This is a genomic window from Serratia sp. G204Y, from assembly GCF_051172435.1.
In the GTDB taxonomy this organism is placed as follows: Bacteria; Pseudomonadota; Gammaproteobacteria; order Enterobacterales; family Enterobacteriaceae; genus Serratia; species Serratia sarumanii.
Genome location: NZ_JBPIZA010000001.1, coordinates 52,960 through 70,017 on the forward strand (window position 1 = coordinate 52,960; position 17,058 = coordinate 70,017).

13 protein-coding genes, 6 tRNA genes and 1 other RNA gene are annotated in these 17,058 nt (G+C 53.6%); 6 read left to right on the forward strand and 14 right to left on the reverse strand.

The window, feature by feature from the left end:
* Positions 1 to 63 precede the first annotated feature (63 nt).
* Positions 64 to 1,347, forward strand: coding sequence for an enterochelin esterase (gene fes, locus ACSBQQ_RS00255; protein ID WP_060427688.1), 1,284 nt, complete (start codon positions 64 to 66; stop codon positions 1,345 to 1,347).
* A 37-nt stretch (positions 1,348 to 1,384) separates the two neighbouring features.
* Here fes and ACSBQQ_RS00260 read toward each other — a convergent pair whose 3' ends face one another.
* The 9 genes from ACSBQQ_RS00260 to ACSBQQ_RS00300 form a co-directional block, all read right to left on the reverse strand.
* Positions 1,385 to 2,191, reverse strand: a complete 807-nt coding sequence (locus tag ACSBQQ_RS00260; RefSeq protein WP_033649861.1) for an ABC transporter ATP-binding protein — start codon at positions 2,189 to 2,191, stop codon at positions 1,385 to 1,387.
* A gap of 17 nt (positions 2,192 to 2,208) precedes the next feature.
* The gene (fepG, locus tag ACSBQQ_RS00265; protein ID WP_033635436.1) at positions 2,209 to 3,246 is read right to left on the reverse strand and encodes an iron-enterobactin ABC transporter permease; all 1,038 of its coding nucleotides are present in this window, start codon (positions 3,244 to 3,246) and stop codon (positions 2,209 to 2,211) included.
* Positions 3,246 to 4,301: a Fe(3+)-siderophore ABC transporter permease gene (gene fepD, locus ACSBQQ_RS00270; protein ID WP_033635435.1), complete on the reverse strand. Its 1,056-nt coding sequence runs from the start codon at positions 4,299 to 4,301 to the stop codon at positions 3,246 to 3,248. The genes fepG and fepD overlap by 1 nt, the downstream gene beginning before the upstream one ends.
* Before the next feature lie 214 nt (positions 4,302 to 4,515).
* Positions 4,516 to 5,523 carry a Fe2+-enterobactin ABC transporter substrate-binding protein gene (gene fepB, locus ACSBQQ_RS00275; protein ID WP_047571087.1) on the reverse strand — a complete coding sequence of 336 codons (1,008 nt, stop codon included), beginning with the start codon at positions 5,521 to 5,523 and terminating at the stop codon, positions 4,516 to 4,518.
* A gap of 205 nt (positions 5,524 to 5,728) precedes the next feature.
* A non-coding RNA gene (locus ACSBQQ_RS00280) (RtT sRNA) lies at positions 5,729 to 5,852 on the reverse strand.
* Between the two features lie 76 nt (positions 5,853 to 5,928).
* Positions 5,929 to 6,004 (reverse strand) — tRNA-Lys (locus tag ACSBQQ_RS00285).
* 7 nt (positions 6,005 to 6,011) lie between these two features.
* Positions 6,012 to 6,087: transfer RNA gene (locus ACSBQQ_RS00290), tRNA-Val, on the reverse strand.
* A gap of 38 nt (positions 6,088 to 6,125) precedes the next feature.
* A tRNA-Val gene (locus tag ACSBQQ_RS00295) sits at positions 6,126 to 6,201 on the reverse strand.
* 28 nt (positions 6,202 to 6,229) lie between these two features.
* Positions 6,230 to 6,305, reverse strand: a tRNA-Val gene (locus ACSBQQ_RS00300).
* 294 nt (positions 6,306 to 6,599) lie between these two features.
* On the opposite strand from ACSBQQ_RS00300, the gene gltX reads away from it, so the two are divergent.
* The 4 genes from gltX to ACSBQQ_RS00320 all read left to right on the forward strand — a co-directional run bounded on the left by gltX (position 6,600) and on the right by ACSBQQ_RS00320 (position 8,899).
* Positions 6,600 to 8,015 carry a glutamate--tRNA ligase gene (gene gltX / locus ACSBQQ_RS00305; protein ID WP_015378659.1) on the forward strand — a complete coding sequence of 472 codons (1,416 nt, stop codon included), beginning with the start codon at positions 6,600 to 6,602 and terminating at the stop codon, positions 8,013 to 8,015.
* Positions 8,016 to 8,164: 149 nt separating this feature from the next.
* Positions 8,165 to 8,518 (forward strand): GNAT family N-acetyltransferase, encoded by a 354-nt coding sequence (locus ACSBQQ_RS00310; RefSeq protein WP_197640977.1) that lies wholly within the window; start codon positions 8,165 to 8,167, stop codon positions 8,516 to 8,518.
* A gap of 169 nt (positions 8,519 to 8,687) precedes the next feature.
* Positions 8,688 to 8,763, forward strand: a tRNA-Ala gene (locus ACSBQQ_RS00315).
* Positions 8,764 to 8,823: 60 nt separating this feature from the next.
* Positions 8,824 to 8,899: transfer RNA gene (locus ACSBQQ_RS00320), tRNA-Ala, on the forward strand.
* A 161-nt stretch (positions 8,900 to 9,060) separates the two neighbouring features.
* Here the strand turns inward: ACSBQQ_RS00320 and ACSBQQ_RS00325 are convergent.
* The 4 genes from ACSBQQ_RS00325 to ACSBQQ_RS00340 form a co-directional block, all read right to left on the reverse strand.
* The gene (locus ACSBQQ_RS00325) at positions 9,061 to 10,107 is read right to left on the reverse strand and encodes a fimbrial protein (protein WP_060426115.1); all 1,047 of its coding nucleotides are present in this window, start codon (positions 10,105 to 10,107) and stop codon (positions 9,061 to 9,063) included.
* Between the two features lie 46 nt (positions 10,108 to 10,153).
* Positions 10,154 to 12,622, reverse strand: coding sequence for a fimbria/pilus outer membrane usher protein (locus tag ACSBQQ_RS00330; RefSeq protein ID WP_050498677.1), 2,469 nt, complete (start codon positions 12,620 to 12,622; stop codon positions 10,154 to 10,156).
* Positions 12,623 to 12,643: 21 nt separating this feature from the next.
* Positions 12,644 to 13,324 carry a fimbrial biogenesis chaperone gene (locus tag ACSBQQ_RS00335; protein WP_071883831.1) on the reverse strand — a complete coding sequence of 227 codons (681 nt, stop codon included), beginning with the start codon at positions 13,322 to 13,324 and terminating at the stop codon, positions 12,644 to 12,646.
* Positions 13,325 to 13,393: 69 nt separating this feature from the next.
* Positions 13,394 to 13,930: a fimbrial protein gene (locus tag ACSBQQ_RS00340; RefSeq protein ID WP_033648118.1), complete on the reverse strand. Its 537-nt coding sequence runs from the start codon at positions 13,928 to 13,930 to the stop codon at positions 13,394 to 13,396.
* A 473-nt stretch (positions 13,931 to 14,403) separates the two neighbouring features.
* Between ACSBQQ_RS00340 and ACSBQQ_RS00345 the strand changes: the two genes are divergently transcribed.
* A complete protein-coding gene (locus ACSBQQ_RS00345; protein WP_033648117.1) occupies positions 14,404 to 15,468 on the forward strand; it encodes an FAD-dependent oxidoreductase in 1,065 nt (354 codons plus the stop codon).
* A 294-nt stretch (positions 15,469 to 15,762) separates the two neighbouring features.
* Here ACSBQQ_RS00345 and ACSBQQ_RS00350 read toward each other — a convergent pair whose 3' ends face one another.
* The gene (locus tag ACSBQQ_RS00350; protein WP_004936373.1) at positions 15,763 to 16,950 is read right to left on the reverse strand and encodes a NupC/NupG family nucleoside CNT transporter; all 1,188 of its coding nucleotides are present in this window, start codon (positions 16,948 to 16,950) and stop codon (positions 15,763 to 15,765) included.
* Positions 16,951 to 17,058 lie beyond the last annotated feature (108 nt).

Sequence of the window (17,058 nt, forward strand, 5' to 3'; positions counted from 1 at the left end):
ACCATTTGCATTATTCAAGAAAACAAAAAACGCCGGGTGCGGTGAACAGGGGAAAAAGGAAAAATGCATTCGCTTCATGCCGATGGCCTGGTGCTCAACCTGCTGCAAAGGCCCGATCTCGGCGGAGAAGATTGGTGGCGTCAGGTCGCGGAGTTGGGAACGCCGCTCGTCGAATCGCTGCCCGCAGCGCAGGTGCGCGTTACCTTTTTCTGGCGCGACCCGTGGGGCGATGAACGGCGCTCGCCGATTAAAAAGGTGTATGTCGATATCAACTGCGTGACCGACCATCACAGCCCTTCGCCACAGAGTCTGGAACGCCGGCCGGGTAGCGATATTTGGTGGTGGCAGTTCACTGTTCGCGAAGATTGGCGAGGCAGTTACAGTTTTATACCCATTGAGACGGCGCAACTGCCGCCCGCTTTTACCGGCGATGCGGCTCAGCGTCGGCAGCAGCAGCGTCAGTGGTGGTGTTCGTTGTTTCCGTTGATGCGCCATGATCCGCTCAATCCGGTGGCGCCACACTGCAGCAGCCGCGGCTTCCCGTTGTCTGCGATACATTTGCCGGCGGCGCCGGATCAATCAGCGTGGCGGGCGTTGGACGCCGGGCAAGCATTGCCCGCCGCGTCTGGGCGTTTGCAGCACTTCTTTTGGCACAGCGAACGATTGGCTAACCGACGCAACATCTGGCTGTACGCCACCGGCGCAGGGGAAGACCGCCCGTTAGTCGTACTGCTGGACGGGCAATTTTGGCTGCATGGCATACCGATTTTTTCCGCACTGGACGCCGAGACGCTTAACGGAAGGCTGCCGTCGGCGCTTTATCTGTTTATCGACGTGATAGACATGGCGCGGCGTGCGGAAGAATTGGCCTGCAATGCGGCTTTCTGGCGGGCGGTGCAAGAGGAGCTGCTGCCGCAGGTGGCGGCGCGTGCGCCTTACAGCGACGATCCGCAGCGCACGGTGGTGGCGGGGCAGAGTTACGGCGGGTTGGCGGCGTTGTATGCCGGGTTGCATTGGCCGCAGCGTTTCGGCTGTGTATTGACCCAGTCGGGTTCTTTCTGGTGGCCGCACATTGAAGCGATGATTAACCCGGCTGTGGAGTATGACGCCGACGTCGGCTGGTTGACTGAACAGGTGCGGCGGGGCTTGTGCGCCGCGACGCCGCTGCGCGTCTTTCAGGAAGCCGGTGAAGGGGAGAGGGATATTCATCAGGTCAATCGCCAAATGCATCGGGCGCTGGTGGAGGCGGGGCATCGGGTCGATTATCGCGTGTTCGCCGGTGGGCATGATGCCGTCTGCTGGCGCGGCGGTTTGCTCGACGGATTGCGGGCGCTGTTGGCTCCCTAGTCATGGATAAACGAAGGCCGGGTTAACCCGGCCTTTTTCATGCCTGCGGCGTGTCGCAGTGGTAGCGGCCGCGCGGGATCACCAGCGGCGTGTGGGACAGCGGATCGTCGATGATCATGCACGGCATGCCGAATACCCGTTCCACCAGCTCGGCGGTGATGATCTCCGCCGGTTTCCCCTCCGCCACGATCTTGCCGTCGCGCATAGCGATGATGTGATCGGCATAGCGGCAGGCGTGGTTGAGATCGTGCAGCACCGCGATGAGGGTTTGGCCGTGCTCGCGGTTGAGCTGGCGGAACAGATCCAGCAGCTCGATCTGATGCGCGATGTCCAGATAGGTGGTCGGTTCATCCAGCAGCAGCAGCGGCGTTTGCTGCGCCAACGCCATCGCCACCCAGACGCGCTGGCGCTGCCCGCCGGACAGCTCGTCGACGCTGCGGTCCGCCAGCTGGCTGACGTTGGTGGCCGCCATGGCGGCTTCCACCGCCTGTTTGTCGGCCTGCGTCCACTGTTTCAGCAGGCTCTGGTGCGGGTAGCGGCCGCGCGACACCAGATCCGCCACGGTAATGCTGTCCGGTGCGATCGAGGTTTGCGGCAGCAGCCCAAGCTCGCGCGCCAGCGCCTTGGTGGCGAAGTTGCTGATGTTTTTGCCGTCCAGCATCACCTCGCCGGCGCTGGGTTTCAGCAGGCGGCACAGGGCGCGCAACAGCGTCGATTTGCCGCAGGCGTTCGGCCCGACGATCACCGTGAAGGCGCCGTCGGGGATCGCCACGCTCAGATCGTCAGCGATGATTTTATTGTCGTAGCCCAGCTTCAGATGCGAGGCGTGCAGGCGGTGGCTCATGGCATTGTCATTCTTCATTATCTGCGGGCCTCACGGATGAGCAGCCAAATCAGGTACAGGCCGCCGATGCAGACGGTCACGACCCCGACCGGCAGTTGGATCGGTGCGAAAAGATGTTGGGACACTACGTCGGCGCCGAGCAGCAGCGCCGCGCCCATCAGCGCCGAGGACGTCAGGGTGACCGAGGATTGGCCGGCCAGGCGGCGGGCGATCTGCGGCGCCGCCAGCGCGATGAAGGAAATCGGCCCGGCGGTGGCGGTGACGGCGGCGGTGAGGGTGACGCCGAACAGCATCAGCCACAGCCGGCTGCCTTCGGCGTTCACGCCCAGCGCGCGCGCCGTGTCGTCGCCCATTTCCAGCAGCTGCAGCCGTTTGCCCATCAGCAGCGCGGCCGCGGCCGCCAGCACGATGAACGCCGTGGCGGGTTGGGCTTTCTGCCAGGTCATGCCGTTGAGCGAACCGGCCTGCCACATGGCGGCGTCCATGGCGCGCTCCAGCGAGGCGGTGATGATCAGCCAGGTATTGGTGGAGACCAATACCGCGCTGATGGCGATGCCGACGATGATCAGCCGGAAGCCGGCGATGCCTTGCCGCCAGGCCAGCAGGTAGATGGCCAGCGCGGCGAGAATGCCGCCGGCCAGCGCGCCGCCGGCGATGTAGTAATAGCCGCCGTTGAACAGGGTGATGGCGATCAGCGCGCCGGTGTAAGCCCCCATGTTAAAGCCAATCACGTCCGGGCTGCCGAGCGGGTTGCGGATAATCGACTGGAAGATGGCGCCGCTCATGCCGAGCGCGGCGCCTAACAGCAGCGCCATGGCGATACGTGGCAAGCGCCATTGGGTGACCACGGTGACCAGATTTTTCGGCGCCTCGCCGCTGAGCGCGGCAAAGACCTGCTCCAGCGAGAGCTGCAGCGTGCCGTAGCACAGCGCGGCAACGGCCATCGCCAGGCACAACGCCAGCAGCGAAAGGTTGACCAGCAGCAGGCGCAGCGGCATGCGCCAGTTGATGACGCCGTCCGGGCGGCCGATATGCAACGTGTGGGGCAGACTCATCACAGCCCCCCCAGCGTTTTCTTGCGGCGCACCAGCCAGATCAGCACCGGCGCGCCGATGAAGGCCGCCACGATGGAAACCCGCAGCTCACCGGCCGCCAGCAGACGGCCGACCACGTCGGCGCACAGCAGTAAAATCGGCGCCAGCAGCATGGAGTAGGGCAGGATCCAGCGCTGGTCGGGGCCGACCCACCAGCGGGCGATGTGCGGCACCATCAGGCCGATAAAGCTGATTGGGCCGACGGTGGCGGTTGCCGCGCCGCACAGCAGCGTGATGGCGATCACCGCGATGACCTGAGTCAGCACCACGCGCGCGCCGAGCGCGATAGCCAGATCTTCCCCCATGCCGATGGTATTCAGCGGCCGGGCGATGAGCAGCGTCAGCAGGCAGCCGAGCAAAATGGCGGGGGCGGTGACCGGCAGCGTGGATAGCGTGCGGATATCCAGCGTGCCGGCCTGCCAGAAGCGCAGTTGGTCGAAGGTTTGCGGATCGATCAGCGACAGCCCGGTGGTGATGCCGAGCAGCACCGCGCCGATCGCCACACCGGCCAGCGTCAGCCGCACCGGGTTGATGCGCCCGCCCGCCAGCGTGCCGATCAGGTAGACCAGCAGGGTGGTGAGGGCGGCGCCGACAAAGGCGTAGGCCATATAGCTTTCGGTGGTGGCGGCGCCGAAAAACATGATGCCGATGACCACGGCGAAGCTGGCGCCGGCGTTGATGCCGAGCACGCCGGGATCGGCCAACGGATTGCGCGTCAAGGCCTGAATCAGCGCGCCGGCGGCGCCGAGCGCCATGCCGGCCAAGATGCCCGCCAGCGTACGGGGCACCCGGGCGTTGAGAATGATGGTGCTGTCGGAACCGCTCGCGGCGCCTTGCAGGCTGAGCCAGACGGTGTGGAAGGGGATGGCTTTGGAACCCAGCATCAGGCTGGCAATGATGCACAGCAGCAACAGCGCCAAGCCGATACCGAACCCGGCGATGCGTTTGAAGCCACTGGCGTAAGCTGCGTGCGGTGCGGACGAAAGCGTCCGCTCAGTCGGAGTGGGTACGTTCACACCGGTAACTCCTGTATGATTTTTATTCTCATTGTTATTTGCGTTCATGCGGGCGCTAATAGTAGCACGAGTTTACGCCCGCATGCACCCGCCGGTTGGTGGCGCAGGTGCGTTGACGATGTTAATAACTATTGATATTTCAATTGATTGAATGTGAACGGTTGCCCTGTTTATGGCAAACGTCGGCAGGAGGCTGACCCGCCGACGGCGTGGTTCAGGGCTTTTTGAACAGCCGTTCGATTTGGTTCAGCATGTTGGTGGCGCTGTAGTAATCGAGGCGGAAGGTGTCGTTGCCGACGGCATAAACGTGCCGCTGTTCCACCGGCTCCAGATGTTTGAGGAACGGGTTGGTCAGCACCTCTTGCACTTTGCGCTCGTTGGTGGCGAACAGGATCAGCGTTTTGCCGTTCAGGCCCTCGGCCATTTTTTCGCCGGAGATCTGGATGATGTCATGGCGTTTACCCATGCTGGTGTTGCCTTTGGCGCTTTCCGGCGGGGTGGCCAGCTGGAAACCGAGCTGCGTCAGCAGCTTGCCCTGGGCGGAACCCGGCGTCCACAGCATGGCCTCGCGGCCGTTGTCGGCATACACCAGCGGAGTGGTCGGCTGCGGCGGCAGCGCGATCGCCTGCTTCACTTGCTCCACGCGCTGTTCGAAACGATCCTCCGCCTGTTTGGCGCCGGCTTCATGGCCGGTGATCTCGCCGAGCTCGCTGGCCAGCTGCTGCCAGCTCTTGTCGCCATAGTCGAGCACCAGCGTCGGCGCAATGGCGGACAGCTGGTCATACAGCTTCAACGCCGAATCACCGCCGGTGGCGGCGACGACGATCAAATCCGGTGCGGCGGCGGCGACGGCTTCGGCATTGGGCTCCACCTGGTACAGCCGTTCGACGTGGCGCTGTTTGGCCACTTCGCTCCACTGGGTAAAGAAGCCTTGCTTATCGGCCACCAGGGGATTTGGGCTGGTGGCGGCGCTGGCGACCACCGGGGCGTCGATAGCCAGCAGCGTGCCGGTAATGGTGACGCTGGTGGACACGATGCGCTGCGGCGGTTTTTCCAGCGTGAATTTCCCTTTGGCGCTGTCGATGGTGCGCGGCCAACTGCTGTCGGCAGCGGGGGCGGACGGTTTCTGCCCGTCGCTCTGGTCGTCCGGGCCGCAGCCGCTGAGCAGCAGACTGGAAGTGGCGATAAATGCAATGAACAGCTGGCGTAAGGATAGGGTCATGAGCGGGCTCTTTCTTTCCTTGAACTAAGGCTTATCAATCCGGCGGCGGATTGGCTGCGTGGTGGATGCCCGCTAATTTACCATCCAAGCCGGCAAAATGATAACCATTCGTATCTCAGCGCGTGGTGAATAGTGAGAATAAGGAGAAAGTGGAGGTGAGTGCGGCAGAAACGAAAAAAGCGCCAAAAGGCGCTTTTCTCTGAATTGGTGGGTCGTGCAGGATTGATTCGGCCTTTGGCCTCACCCTGCGGGCAACGCTGCGCGTTGTCGTATCGCTGCGCGATGCTCGAACCTCTACGGTTCTTCATCCTTCACGACTCGGTAAACTATGCCTGCAAGAAGATAAAGTCAGAGTTGGGGGGGCGCAGAAACGAAAAAAGCGCCCAAAGGCGCTTTTTTCTGAATTGGTGGGTCGTGCAGGATTCGAACCTGCGACCAATTGATTAAAAGTCAACTGCTCTACCAACTGAGCTAACGACCCGCAGAAGTGGTGGGTGATGACGGGCTCGAACCGCCGACCCCCTCCGTGTAAAGGAGATGCTCTACCAACTGAGCTAATCACCCACTTCAGGACTTCCAGGTACTGCTAAACGAGAGAATGATGGTGGGTGATGACGGGCTCGAACCGCCGACCCCCTCCGTGTAAAGGAGATGCTCTACCAACTGAGCTAATCACCCTCATTCGTTCTCATTTTTCTCAACAAGATGGTGGGCGATGACGGGCTCGAACCGCCGACCCCCTCCGTGTAAAGGAGATGCTCTACCAACTGAGCTAATCGCCCCGTCTTGTTGGAGTCGCATTATAGGGATAGTTCAAAGTGAGTCAACGGTTTTTAAAATGATTTCAATCGTTCGCCGCAAATTTAGGCAGGGCGCGATAATTATCGCCAACGGCGCCGATTCTTTGCGCAACGCTATGCGAAACTCACCGCAAAACGCGCGAAATCGACCGGCGCAATATCGTGTCGGCGTTGAGGAATTAGCGCGTGGTGATACAATGTCGTCCACTCTTTTTTCAATTCCGAGCAATCGTCGGCAACCGCCGACACGCGTTGCGTAATAAGGCAGTGAACCCAATGAAAATCAAAACCCGTTTTGCACCGAGCCCGACCGGCTATCTTCACGTCGGCGGCGCGCGTACCGCACTTTATTCCTGGTTGTTCAGCCGCCATGCGGGCGGTGAGTTCGTTCTGCGTATCGAAGATACCGATCTGGAACGCTCCACCCAGGACGCGATCGACGCAATTATGGATGGCATGAACTGGTTGAACCTAGATTGGGATGAAGGCCCGTATTTCCAGACCAAGCGTTTCGATCGTTACAACGCGGTCATCGACGAGATGCTGGAGCAGGGCACTGCCTATAAATGCTATTGCTCCAAGGAACGTCTGGAAGCGCTGCGCGAGAAGCAGATGGAAAACGGCGAGAAGCCGCGCTACGACGGCCACTGCCGCGACAGCCAGTGCAGCCACACCGACGACGAGCCGCACGTGGTGCGCTTCCGCAACCCGCAGGAAGGCTCGGTGATCTTCGACGACAAAATTCGCGGCCCGATCGAATTCAGCAACCAGGAGCTGGACGATCTGATCATCCGCCGTACCGATGGTTCGCCAACCTATAACTTCTGCGTCGTCGTCGATGACTGGGACATGGAGATCACCCACGTGATCCGCGGCGAAGACCATATCAACAACACCCCGCGCCAGATCAACATTCTCAAAGCGCTGGGCGCGCCGGTGCCGGAATACGCACACGTGTCGATGATCCTCGGCGACGACGGTAAAAAGCTGTCCAAGCGTCACGGCGCCGTGGGCGTTATGCAGTACCGCGACGACGGCTATCTGCCCCAGGCGCTGCTGAACTACCTGGTGCGTCTGGGCTGGTCCCATGGCGATCAGGAGATCTTCTCCATCGATGAGATGAAAGAGTTCTTCACGCTGGAAGCGATCAACAAATCCGCCAGCGCGTTCAACACCGAGAAGCTGCAGTGGCTGAACCACCACTACATCAACCATATGCCGGCGGAAGAAGTGGCGGTGCATCTGGCGTGGCACGTTGAGCAACTGGGCCTTGAAACCCGCAACGGCCCGGAACTGAAAGACATCGTCAAGCTGCTGGGCGAGCGTTGCAAAACGCTGAAAGAAATGGCGGAGTCCTGCCGCTACTTCTATGAAGACTTCAGCGAGTTCGATGCAGACGCGGCCAAGAAGCACCTGCGCCCGGTGGCGCGTCAGCCGCTGGAGGCGGTGCGCGCCAAGCTGGCCGCCATCACCGTCTGGACGCCGGAAAACGTGCACGACGCCATTCAGGGCACTGCGGATGAGCTGGGTGTCGGCATGGGTAAAGTCGGCATGCCGCTGCGCGTTGCGGTGACCGGCGCCGGTCAGTCGCCGGGCATGGACGTGACCGTGCATGCTATCGGCCAGAAGCGTTCGCTGCAGCGCATCGACATGGCGCTGGCTTACATCGCCGAGCGCGAAGCGCAAGCTTGATTCGCTGATACGCCTTAAAGAAAAGCCCCGTGGAGCGATCCCGGGGCTTTTTTTCCGCCTACACTCAATGGGCGAAAGCAAACGGTGATAAATATTAAGGAGGCATCTTGTATAGCGTGAAACAGCAAGTGGCGCCGGTGGACGATTTTATGCGGCTGCGGCAGGTTGCCGGCCTGTCGGCGCGGCCGCGTGCGGGCGCCGAACGTGCGTTGCCCAACAGCCTGTACGGCGTGCAAATCACGTTGTCGGGGCTGGTGGTCGGCATGGGGCGTGTGGTGGGGGATGGCGGGCTGAATTTCGAGATTGTTGATGTGGCGGTCGATCCCGAACACCAGGGGAAAGGATTGGGGCGCCAGATCATGAGCCATATTATGGGCTATCTGGAACGGGCCGCACCGCAGGGTGCTTATATCACCCTGATGGCCGACGTGCCGTCGCTGTATGAAAAGTTTGGCTTCAAGCTCAGCCGCCCGGCCAGCGAAGGCATGTACCTGGTTAAGTAGAGTTGGCGCAGGCGCTGCATTTTTGCCCGAAACGAGCAATATTTCGTAGCAAACGCGCTGATTTGGCGGCTTTTTCAACGCTTGATTCAGTAATTCAATTTAGCCGTTGACAGCTTAGAGCGGGTTTCATATTATGCGCCCCGTTCACAGCACAAAGTGATTGTGGAACGGGGCTATAGCTCAGCTGGGAGAGCGCTTGCATGGCATGCAAGAGGTCGACGGTTCGATCCCGTCTAGCTCCACCAACCTTCTTCTCAGAGAGGTTGGGGAATACCGTAACGCCGGTCAAAGCGTACCACTTTTGTGGGGCTATAGCTCAGCTGGGAGAGCGCTTGCATGGCATGCAAGAGGTCGACGGTTCGATCCCGTCTAGCTCCACCACCATTTAAAAAGCCGACCTCAGGGTCGGCTTTTTGCTTTTAACCATCTCTATGACCATAGGCCTCTTGCTTTTGTGCGGAAATAGGCCTCCCGATCTCATCGAGAGGGAATGCCAGTATTCCAGCCGGGTCTTGCGCCGGCGTGTTAGAACAAGAATAAAACTAGCGATATGACACGGTGAATTGAGCCACTGCATTGACTTCGCCCGGCCTGATTTTTTCTTCCGTTTGGTAATATTGTACGCTGAGTGGGATTTCATTTATCCCTACCAATGTCTCGCTTAATACGTTGGCTGCGGAACCCAGTTCAAAGGGAACGCCGTTGCTCAGAATCTGTAGGCCGACGCCGGTGGCAGCCTCTTTCGATGGCGTAATCGCTAAGACCTGTCGATGGCCATTAGCCATTTCCCCGCGTATTTCCAAATCAATTTTTGTGTTGGCATTGCACTCCAGAGCGATGCTGAAGGGCGTTTTTCCCGCTACGCTGCCTGGCCCGGAAAATGCTCGGCGATTAATTTTATCTAAAAAAACCTGTTTAGACGGCGTGTTCAGACGGCAGCCCTCTACGGCAATATTGACGGTAGGATAATAAATGTGGCCCAATCTCCTGGCATTTGAGGCTCTTAAACAGGCATAGTTGAAAAAGAAAGGCGCGAACGAGGGTATGGTGCCTGGCTGTATATCACCGATCTTTATCAGATAATATTTAAAGTTAGCGTTTAGAATGTAACCGATAGGCGTCTCGCGGGGACCATAAAACTCGATAAGGCCCGGTTTGTTATTGAGCGACATGGCCATGCCAACGCCCGGCCAACTGGTTTGATAAACTTTGATCCCATTGTACCAGAAGTTTGTCGCACTCATCTCGGTAAAGGGTTGCATCACTAAATCGCCTCGTTCACCCAAGGAGAATCCTGTGTTATTTTCCAACAGTTTTACTGAGAAGTTAGATTCTCCCTGGCCGATAAGATCGCCTATTTTGGCGCTGGCCGGGACGGTAATGCTGGATTGTACGATCCGTAGCGGGTGGTGCCATATTGCGCGGCAATCACCGTCTGCCTTGGCTGAAAAGGAAAATAATAGCGCCAGAATGCTGACCGCTTTGGCGATATGTGTGGCTGTTAATAGCCTTGATATAGTCATGCTGATGTCCTTTGGCGGTTTTTCTCTTGCACATGATTTACCCATCTGCTTATTACTGATAATCATGTTTTAAAATTTAATATGACCATTGATGGTGATATGGCCTGTTTATTTATTCACATTGCAAGCTAATCTGCTTAACTCTTGAGGCAGAATCGTTAGGCTCTATGCTGTAATTTCCTTGGCAGCTTCCTCCCGCTCCCCAACGCAATGTTATTGTTCCAGCGTCTGGCATGCCGCTCATATAGACAGCGTTATTGTTGCCGACGATACCTGATTTCCCTGGGTCGCTGCGCAATGTGGCAACTGCGCCGAAAGGAATCTCCGTCCCACGATGATGTACTTTGAAAATAATTCGGTTTCCTATGTGAGATGCAAAGTTGGCGACAACAATGGCGCCTTTCGTCGGGATAACGGTTTGGCTGTTGTTCTCTATTTCTACTGAATCATCAAAGGACTGCGGATTTAAGTTAATTCTATTCTTATGATAACTGTTGATATAAGGCACCACGGCATAGCCTCGCCAATCTGTGGTGACACCGGTACTGTTGATGATTTCAACGTTGCCTGCATTTGGCACCTCGACTAAAGCGATTGTGTCACCCAGCGATTGGGATAATGTAATGCCGTTGCGATGAACCACGGCGCCGCCTCGCAAACTGTAGTTTATTCGCTGCACATCTTTATCAAAGCTGTATCCGGCGCCTATTTCACCATATCTACTGCGATAATAAGCCGAACTGTTGCCAGAATAGCCGTCACGGGTACCGCTTTGAGCTGCAGAGACGTTATAACTGAGCTGGTTATTTTCCAGTGCGGTGCCGCTTAGTCCTAATTGCTGATTGAGTTTGCCTTTGCTGCTCTTGCTCGAGGTATAGTTCATCCAGTTGTTTGATTGCCCTTTGCTTAGCGGAATCTGAACGTTAAGCGTGGCGATCTTGTCGGGTTTGTCCGTATAGCGGCCGCTGTTGTAGCCCAATCCAATATTGTAACTCACTCCAGATTGGTTCGTGGAAAATCCCATGAGAAAATTTCGTTCAACGGCACCGTTGTGCCAATAGTTTTCTTGGTAACCATTGATGTATAGACTGCCGAAATCCCGGATAGGCTGATTAATATTGAGAACCAGCCGGCTTCTTTTCACGCCGCGCGCCAGCCAGTTTCTTTCAATGTTGGCATTAATATCACTGAGCTGCGAGAAACTTAAGTAGCCAGACGTCGAGTATTGATAGCCGGCCAGCGTAAAGTTGGTACCCGTTTTTTCAATATTTTTTGCGTACTGGATACGGTATTGTTGTCCTTTACGATCCTGCCCTGTGGTTAATCGGCTTTTGGTGTGAGTGACATCGGCAGAGACGGAGCCGAAATGTCCCAGGCTGCTGCCAATGCCGGCAGAAATTCCCTGGTGCTTTTCAGAAATAATGGCGCCACCATAGAGTGTTTTATCATCTTTAATGCCATAAATCGTCGATGCCTGTAGAAACTTATACTTTTGGTTAGCGCTTCGCGCAGAGCGATATTCCCCCATTGTGAATTCATTTCTTTTCATGTTCTCCCTGAGCATGATGGGGACAGAGGAAAAAGGCTGGAAGAAACTCCTTTCTGAGCCATCGGTTTCTTTGATGATCACATGCAGCCCACCGCTGGAGGTGGTGGGGTAGATATCCGTTATTTCAAAATTCCCCGCTGGTACATGTGTTTGATAAATGATATAGCCATTTTGTTTTATAGTGACCTCAGCATTGCTTTGCGCTATACCTCTAACCGTTGGGGCAAACCCTCTCTGGCTGTCGGGCCACATGCTGGGATCGCTTGCTAATTTCAGACCGCGAAATTGAAAACTGTCAAAAACGTCGCCCGATGTTGAACTATCGCCAATGGTCAGCGTGTTTTTGCTGTCCCGAAAGCTGCGCTCGGCATAGGTGTTGATACCTTTCCATTTAGTACTGCTTTGGTTTGAATAGGTAGAGTAGTTTCTGAAGCGCCAGGCATCATAGTTAAAACCACTGTGCAAGTTTAAATATTGATTTCCATTATCTTTTTTATTTTTCGTTTTCCATGACTCGGTACCACTAAAATTGTAATCCATTAAAAATGCGCGAATGCCATCATCCCAAAGTGCGGGGTTAACCCAGTCTCTAGGAAGATTTTCGATATAAGCCTGCGGGATATTTAAATCCAATCGTTGTCGATTAAAATCAAACTTGGCCTGACTGCCGGGAATAATCTTGCTGATAGGCGTTGAGGCAAGGTCGGTGTCATTGTTTATTTCCAGTTTGTCCATGCGAACACCGAGGTTAACCAGAGCGCTGCGATAGATTCGGGGCTGCAAAGTACCATCCACATAATAGAAAGACACTTTTTTATTAGCGAAAAACACATTGTTCAAATAGATATCAACCCAATACTCACCAGGCAATTGACTGCGCGAATTATTAAAGTGGGATAAGTCAGTTATGGTCTGGTAATCTCTGTTCAGTGCTGAGGGTTCAAAGTAGTCTTCAGCTAAAACCGCAGGTGAAGATAGAACACAAAAAAACAGCACCGATGTTTTATTGGTGGCCTTGTTATTCATCGTCATTTTCGCATCCCCTGGCAAATACTATAATGGTGCGCTTATCGCACGGGTCACTCCCCCATAGTCATTGATGGCTTGCCATTTTATTTCTTTACCATGAGTTTCCTGTGGCAATAGCCATTTTTTCGTGCTTTGTGGCGCGATCATATCGACCTCCTTTACCTCTTTTCCATCAATGCTTACTGAGTAAAAGGAGACGTAAAACGGTGACGGATTTTTTGCCTCTAAGGTCTTTCCTTTCAATGAGAAATGAATTTTTTTGTAGGCATCTATGGCTTCATCTCTTGATAGGGTTTTAGGGCGATAAAATAGCTTTATTTTATTTTGTACGGTAATGAGCAACTTGTTTTCTTTTGATTTCTTGGTTGAGGGTATTGATCTTACGCTCAGCCAATATATCGATTCCTTATGTTGTGGCAGATTTCCTCCAGAATAAATGACTCTGATAATATTATCCTGTTCTGGTTCCAGTCTAAATAATGGCGGAGTGACAACAAATGGAGCCTCTTTTTTATCTTCAGGCGAGAAACTTTCTACCCAAGTTTGAATAAGCACCGGGCTATTGTGATCCTGGTTGGTGACGGAAATGTTTGCCTCTTTTTTATCTTCTTCATAAACGATACGTGTACCGGCTAGCGTCACGCTTGCCGATGCGCCGCATGAAAAAAAGAGTATTGCCAGCAAAGAATATTTACTTAGCTTCATTATTATGGCGTCCTTGATGTTTTTTGTCGTCAGGCCAGCTATATTTGCTGACCTGACAGGCTATTTTTATCAGTTATATGAAATGCTAAATTGTGTCGTGGCATTAGCCGGCCCGACTGTGACCTTATCCGATGTCGCCATATATTTGGCGACATAGGTAAAGACGTTGTTGATGTCTTTCTGCACGCTCTGCGCATTAGAAAACGAAGCCATAGGAATTTGCGTGGTGCCATCAGCCTCATAGAGGGCTACGCCAAGACCCGTTGCCACACCGCTTTCTGAATTGAGTGACAACAATGTCGAGTTGCCTTGTGCATATGTCCCGTCGAATTTTACCGACGCTTTTGTCACCGTTTCAGGGCAGCTGGTTAAAGCAATACTGAACTTTGTCGGCAGGGCGGTATCGCCAGCACTTTTAAATGCTTTGGCGCTGATGTTGCCCATCGGAATGGTTTGGTTGGCGCTACCGGCGACTACGGTGCAGGTTTGATCGGTGACATTGCCGGTGAAATTAATGGTGCCGTCCGCCGCGGCAGCCTTGGTAATGGTGGTCATCGCCAAAGGAACACCGACAAGCAGCAATGAGTTCAGCATGTACTTATTCATATAAATATCCTTGTGTTATAACTGTATGTAAATTATACGTTTTCTATTCTTGCGTCATCATGTGTAAATAGATGTTAAATACCCCCCTTTTCTGGTGATTGATACCATTATTTCCATGTTAGATTTCTTTAAAAAACTGATTTTAGTTTTTTAAATGGTGTTTTGTGCTGGCTGTGCCGCGCATTTCGTGTGCTGTTTGTTAATGAAATTCAGTCTACATGAAAAAAAAATTGTCAGTCGTTAAGTGCGGCTATGTCTGTGTTTTTGGTATATAATTCTATATAAATAGTTTTTTATGCTGTAGTGGTGTGGGTTTATATCAAATTTTAGCGATGTTAATAGTTTTATCCTCTGATTAATCGCGAAATAGTTAATGTGCTAATTAATGTTGGTTGTTGGTATCTATTGACATTGGTGCTGTTTTCTTGAAGAAACTATTGTCATTATTTCATTACGGCTGGATGAGGTTATCCATGAAAAAAAATAAAAATATCGCAATTGTGGGTGGCGGTGGGGTAACTGCGGCGATGACAGCACTGGCTTGCGCCAGAAAAGGAATTTCCGTCGATTTCTTCCTTGATGACAGAGATTATGACGACTTCAAAACTTCATTTGGAAATCATTGTCTGTGGCGACGCATTCATGAAAATAACCAACGCCTCAGCCGTTTATGTACTCAGTCGCAATGGATGTGGGAAAAGTTCATTCTTTCCTCCAGCGGTGAGTTCGGCAGAAAAGAAAAGATGGTTCGCATCGTCGAAAGATCTGAAATACCTCACCTCGCGAGACTCTATGAACAGCATGATCTACCCTATGAAGTGAAAAACGGCGGAGATGATGAATCCATCAATTTTCCCTCTTTCCTTAACTGTAAAAACAAATCTGTTTTTGTGAGTTATGATTCCATTTTGCTAAATACGGCAGAAATTTTTTCATACTTTCAGGATGAGCTAGCTTTCTTTACCTGTGTCAATGTCTTTAGAAACAAAAATATTGGGGGCTTAAACAGTATCGAGAGTGGCGTGATTTTTTTTGATGAAAATAAACGCATGTACGACACGGTAATAAAGTTTACAAATGGCTATAATATCAATGAGATAGATTCACCTTCCGAGGTGTGTCCTGCCGTTAATCGGGTATTTAGAGATTATTATCTTTCCCACTCTGTGGGAAATCTGCTTTCGCCTATGATGATTACAGAAAGGGAGTTCAATCTGTGGATTGTCCCTTCTGTTGATGGCAAGATCGTCAGAGTAGGAGGAGATATTCATGTCCCTCAGTCTGCGGAGTTTTTGACGCGAAGCTTAGATATCGGTGCCTACATCGATCGCCGAAAGTTAGATATCATTTCGGATTCGTTGTTTACCATTATCTCTTCCTTTTCCTATGTGGAAGGGACTTTGGCGGTGGTTCCATGTTGGACTGCAAGTGAAGATAACAAGAAGATCGTGGTCGTGGAAAGTGTTGATTCTTACTATAATGCGTCGCCAATTATTTCTGAGGAAATCACAGCGTTTTTAACGGATTCGAGCAGCTAACTTTTTTTTAAAGTCGGTTCAGAGTAAGGATGCATCTTATCATTAGCCGCTAGTGAACATTCTCCATCACAATAACGTGCGTTCAATGTTACCGATATAGTGGAAAGTACGCCCTAAAAACTAAGGTATTCGTTTTTAGCGTGTTTTCTTTTTATACAAACTGCAAGTAAGACTTTATGACTTGCCATGCCAACAGGCGCTGAGATTTATTTCTTCCCAGCGCACAGGTGAGAGGCGCGGCAAATAACAAAAAAGGCGCCCGCAGGCGCCTTGTTATCGCAGTGAGTTCGAGGCTTAGCCCAGCACCAGGCCTGCGATCGAAGCGGACAGGATGCTGACCAGCGTAGAGCCGTACACCAGCTTCAGGCCAAAGCGCGACACCACGTTGCCCTGATGTTCGTTCAGGCCCTTGATCGCACCAGCCACGATACCGATGGAAGAGAAGTTGGCGAAGGACACCAGGAACACCGACAGGATCCCCAGGCTGCGCGGTGACAGTTCGGCAGACACTTTCTGCAGCTCCATCATTGCCACGAACTCGTTGGAAACCAGCTTGGTGGCCATGATGCTGCCAACCTGCAGGGCTTCGTGCTTAGGAATGCCCATGATCCAGGCGAACGGATAGAAGAAGTAGCCGAGGATTTCCTGGAAGCTCAGGCCGAAGATGGCGCTGAACACACCGTTGAGCGCGGCGATCAGGGCGATGAAGCCGATCAGCATCGCGGCAACGATAATCGCTACTTTGAAGCCGGCCAGGATATATTCACCCAGCATTTCGAAGAAGCTCTGGCCTTCGTGCAGGTTGCCGAGGTGCAGCTCTTCTTCTTTATTAGTGTCGTACGGGTTGACCAGCGACAGCACGATAAAGGTGCTGAACATGTTCAATACCAGCGCCGCCACCACGAACTTGGCGTCCAGCATGGTCATGTAGGCGCCGACGATGGACATGGACACCGTAGACATCGCGGTCGCCGCCATGGTGTACATGCGCTTTTCCGACATCTTGCCCAGGATATCCTTGTAGGCGATGAAGTTTTCGGATTGGCCGAGGATCAGCGAACTGACGGCGTTGAATGACTCCAGCTTGCCCATGCCGTTCACTTTCGACAGCACGGTACCGATAATGCGGATGATGAACGGCAGCACCTTGATGTACTGCAGAATACCGATCAGCGCCGAAATGAAGACGATCGGGCACAGCACCTTCAGGAAGAAGAACGCCAGGCCTTTGTCGCCCATGCCGCCGAACACGAAATCAGTCCCTTGTCCCGCAAACCCGAGCAGTTTGTCAAACAGCGCGGCAAATCCTTTTACGAAGCCCAAACCCGCTTCCGAATGCAGGAAAAAGTAGGCCAGCAGTACTTCGATAACCAGTAATTGAATAACATAGCGAATGCGGATGCTTTTGCGATCGCGGCACACCAACAGGGCCAGGATCGCCACCACCACTATCGCCAACGCAAAGTGCGCAATATGGGACATGTTTGCTCCAAATTTGAGGCAGGCTGAATTTCGGCTGTCATTTTATGTAACGCTACGTTTAAAAACGAGACTTCTATTGCAAATATGGAAAATCATAGCGGGAGTTCT

Excerpts from the sequence above, each read along its gene's own strand:
- fes (WP_060427688.1), top strand. The coding sequence starts at position 64 with ATGCATTCGCTTCATGCCGATGGCCTGGTGCTCAACCTGCTGCAAAGG.
- ACSBQQ_RS00260 (WP_033649861.1), bottom strand. The coding sequence starts at position 2,191 with ATGAGCCACCGCCTGCACGCCTCGCATCTGAAGCTGGGCTACGACAAT.
- fepG (WP_033635436.1), bottom strand. The coding sequence starts at position 3,246 with ATGAGTCTGCCCCACACGTTGCATATCGGCCGCCCGGACGGCGTCATC.
- fepB (WP_047571087.1), bottom strand. The coding sequence starts at position 5,523 with ATGACCCTATCCTTACGCCAGCTGTTCATTGCATTTATCGCCACTTCC.
- gltX (WP_015378659.1), top strand. The coding sequence starts at position 6,600 with ATGAAAATCAAAACCCGTTTTGCACCGAGCCCGACCGGCTATCTTCAC.
- ACSBQQ_RS00310 (WP_197640977.1), top strand. The coding sequence starts at position 8,165 with ATGCGGCTGCGGCAGGTTGCCGGCCTGTCGGCGCGGCCGCGTGCGGGC.
- ACSBQQ_RS00325 (WP_060426115.1), bottom strand. The coding sequence starts at position 10,107 with ATGATTATCAGTAATAAGCAGATGGGTAAATCATGTGCAAGAGAAAAA.
- ACSBQQ_RS00330 (WP_050498677.1), bottom strand. The coding sequence starts at position 12,622 with ATGACGATGAATAACAAGGCCACCAATAAAACATCGGTGCTGTTTTTT.
- ACSBQQ_RS00335 (WP_071883831.1), bottom strand. The coding sequence starts at position 13,324 with ATGAAGCTAAGTAAATATTCTTTGCTGGCAATACTCTTTTTTTCATGC.
- ACSBQQ_RS00340 (WP_033648118.1), bottom strand. The coding sequence starts at position 13,930 with ATGAATAAGTACATGCTGAACTCATTGCTGCTTGTCGGTGTTCCTTTG.
- ACSBQQ_RS00345 (WP_033648117.1), top strand. The coding sequence starts at position 14,404 with ATGAAAAAAAATAAAAATATCGCAATTGTGGGTGGCGGTGGGGTAACT.
- ACSBQQ_RS00350 (WP_004936373.1), bottom strand. The coding sequence starts at position 16,950 with ATGTCCCATATTGCGCACTTTGCGTTGGCGATAGTGGTGGTGGCGATC.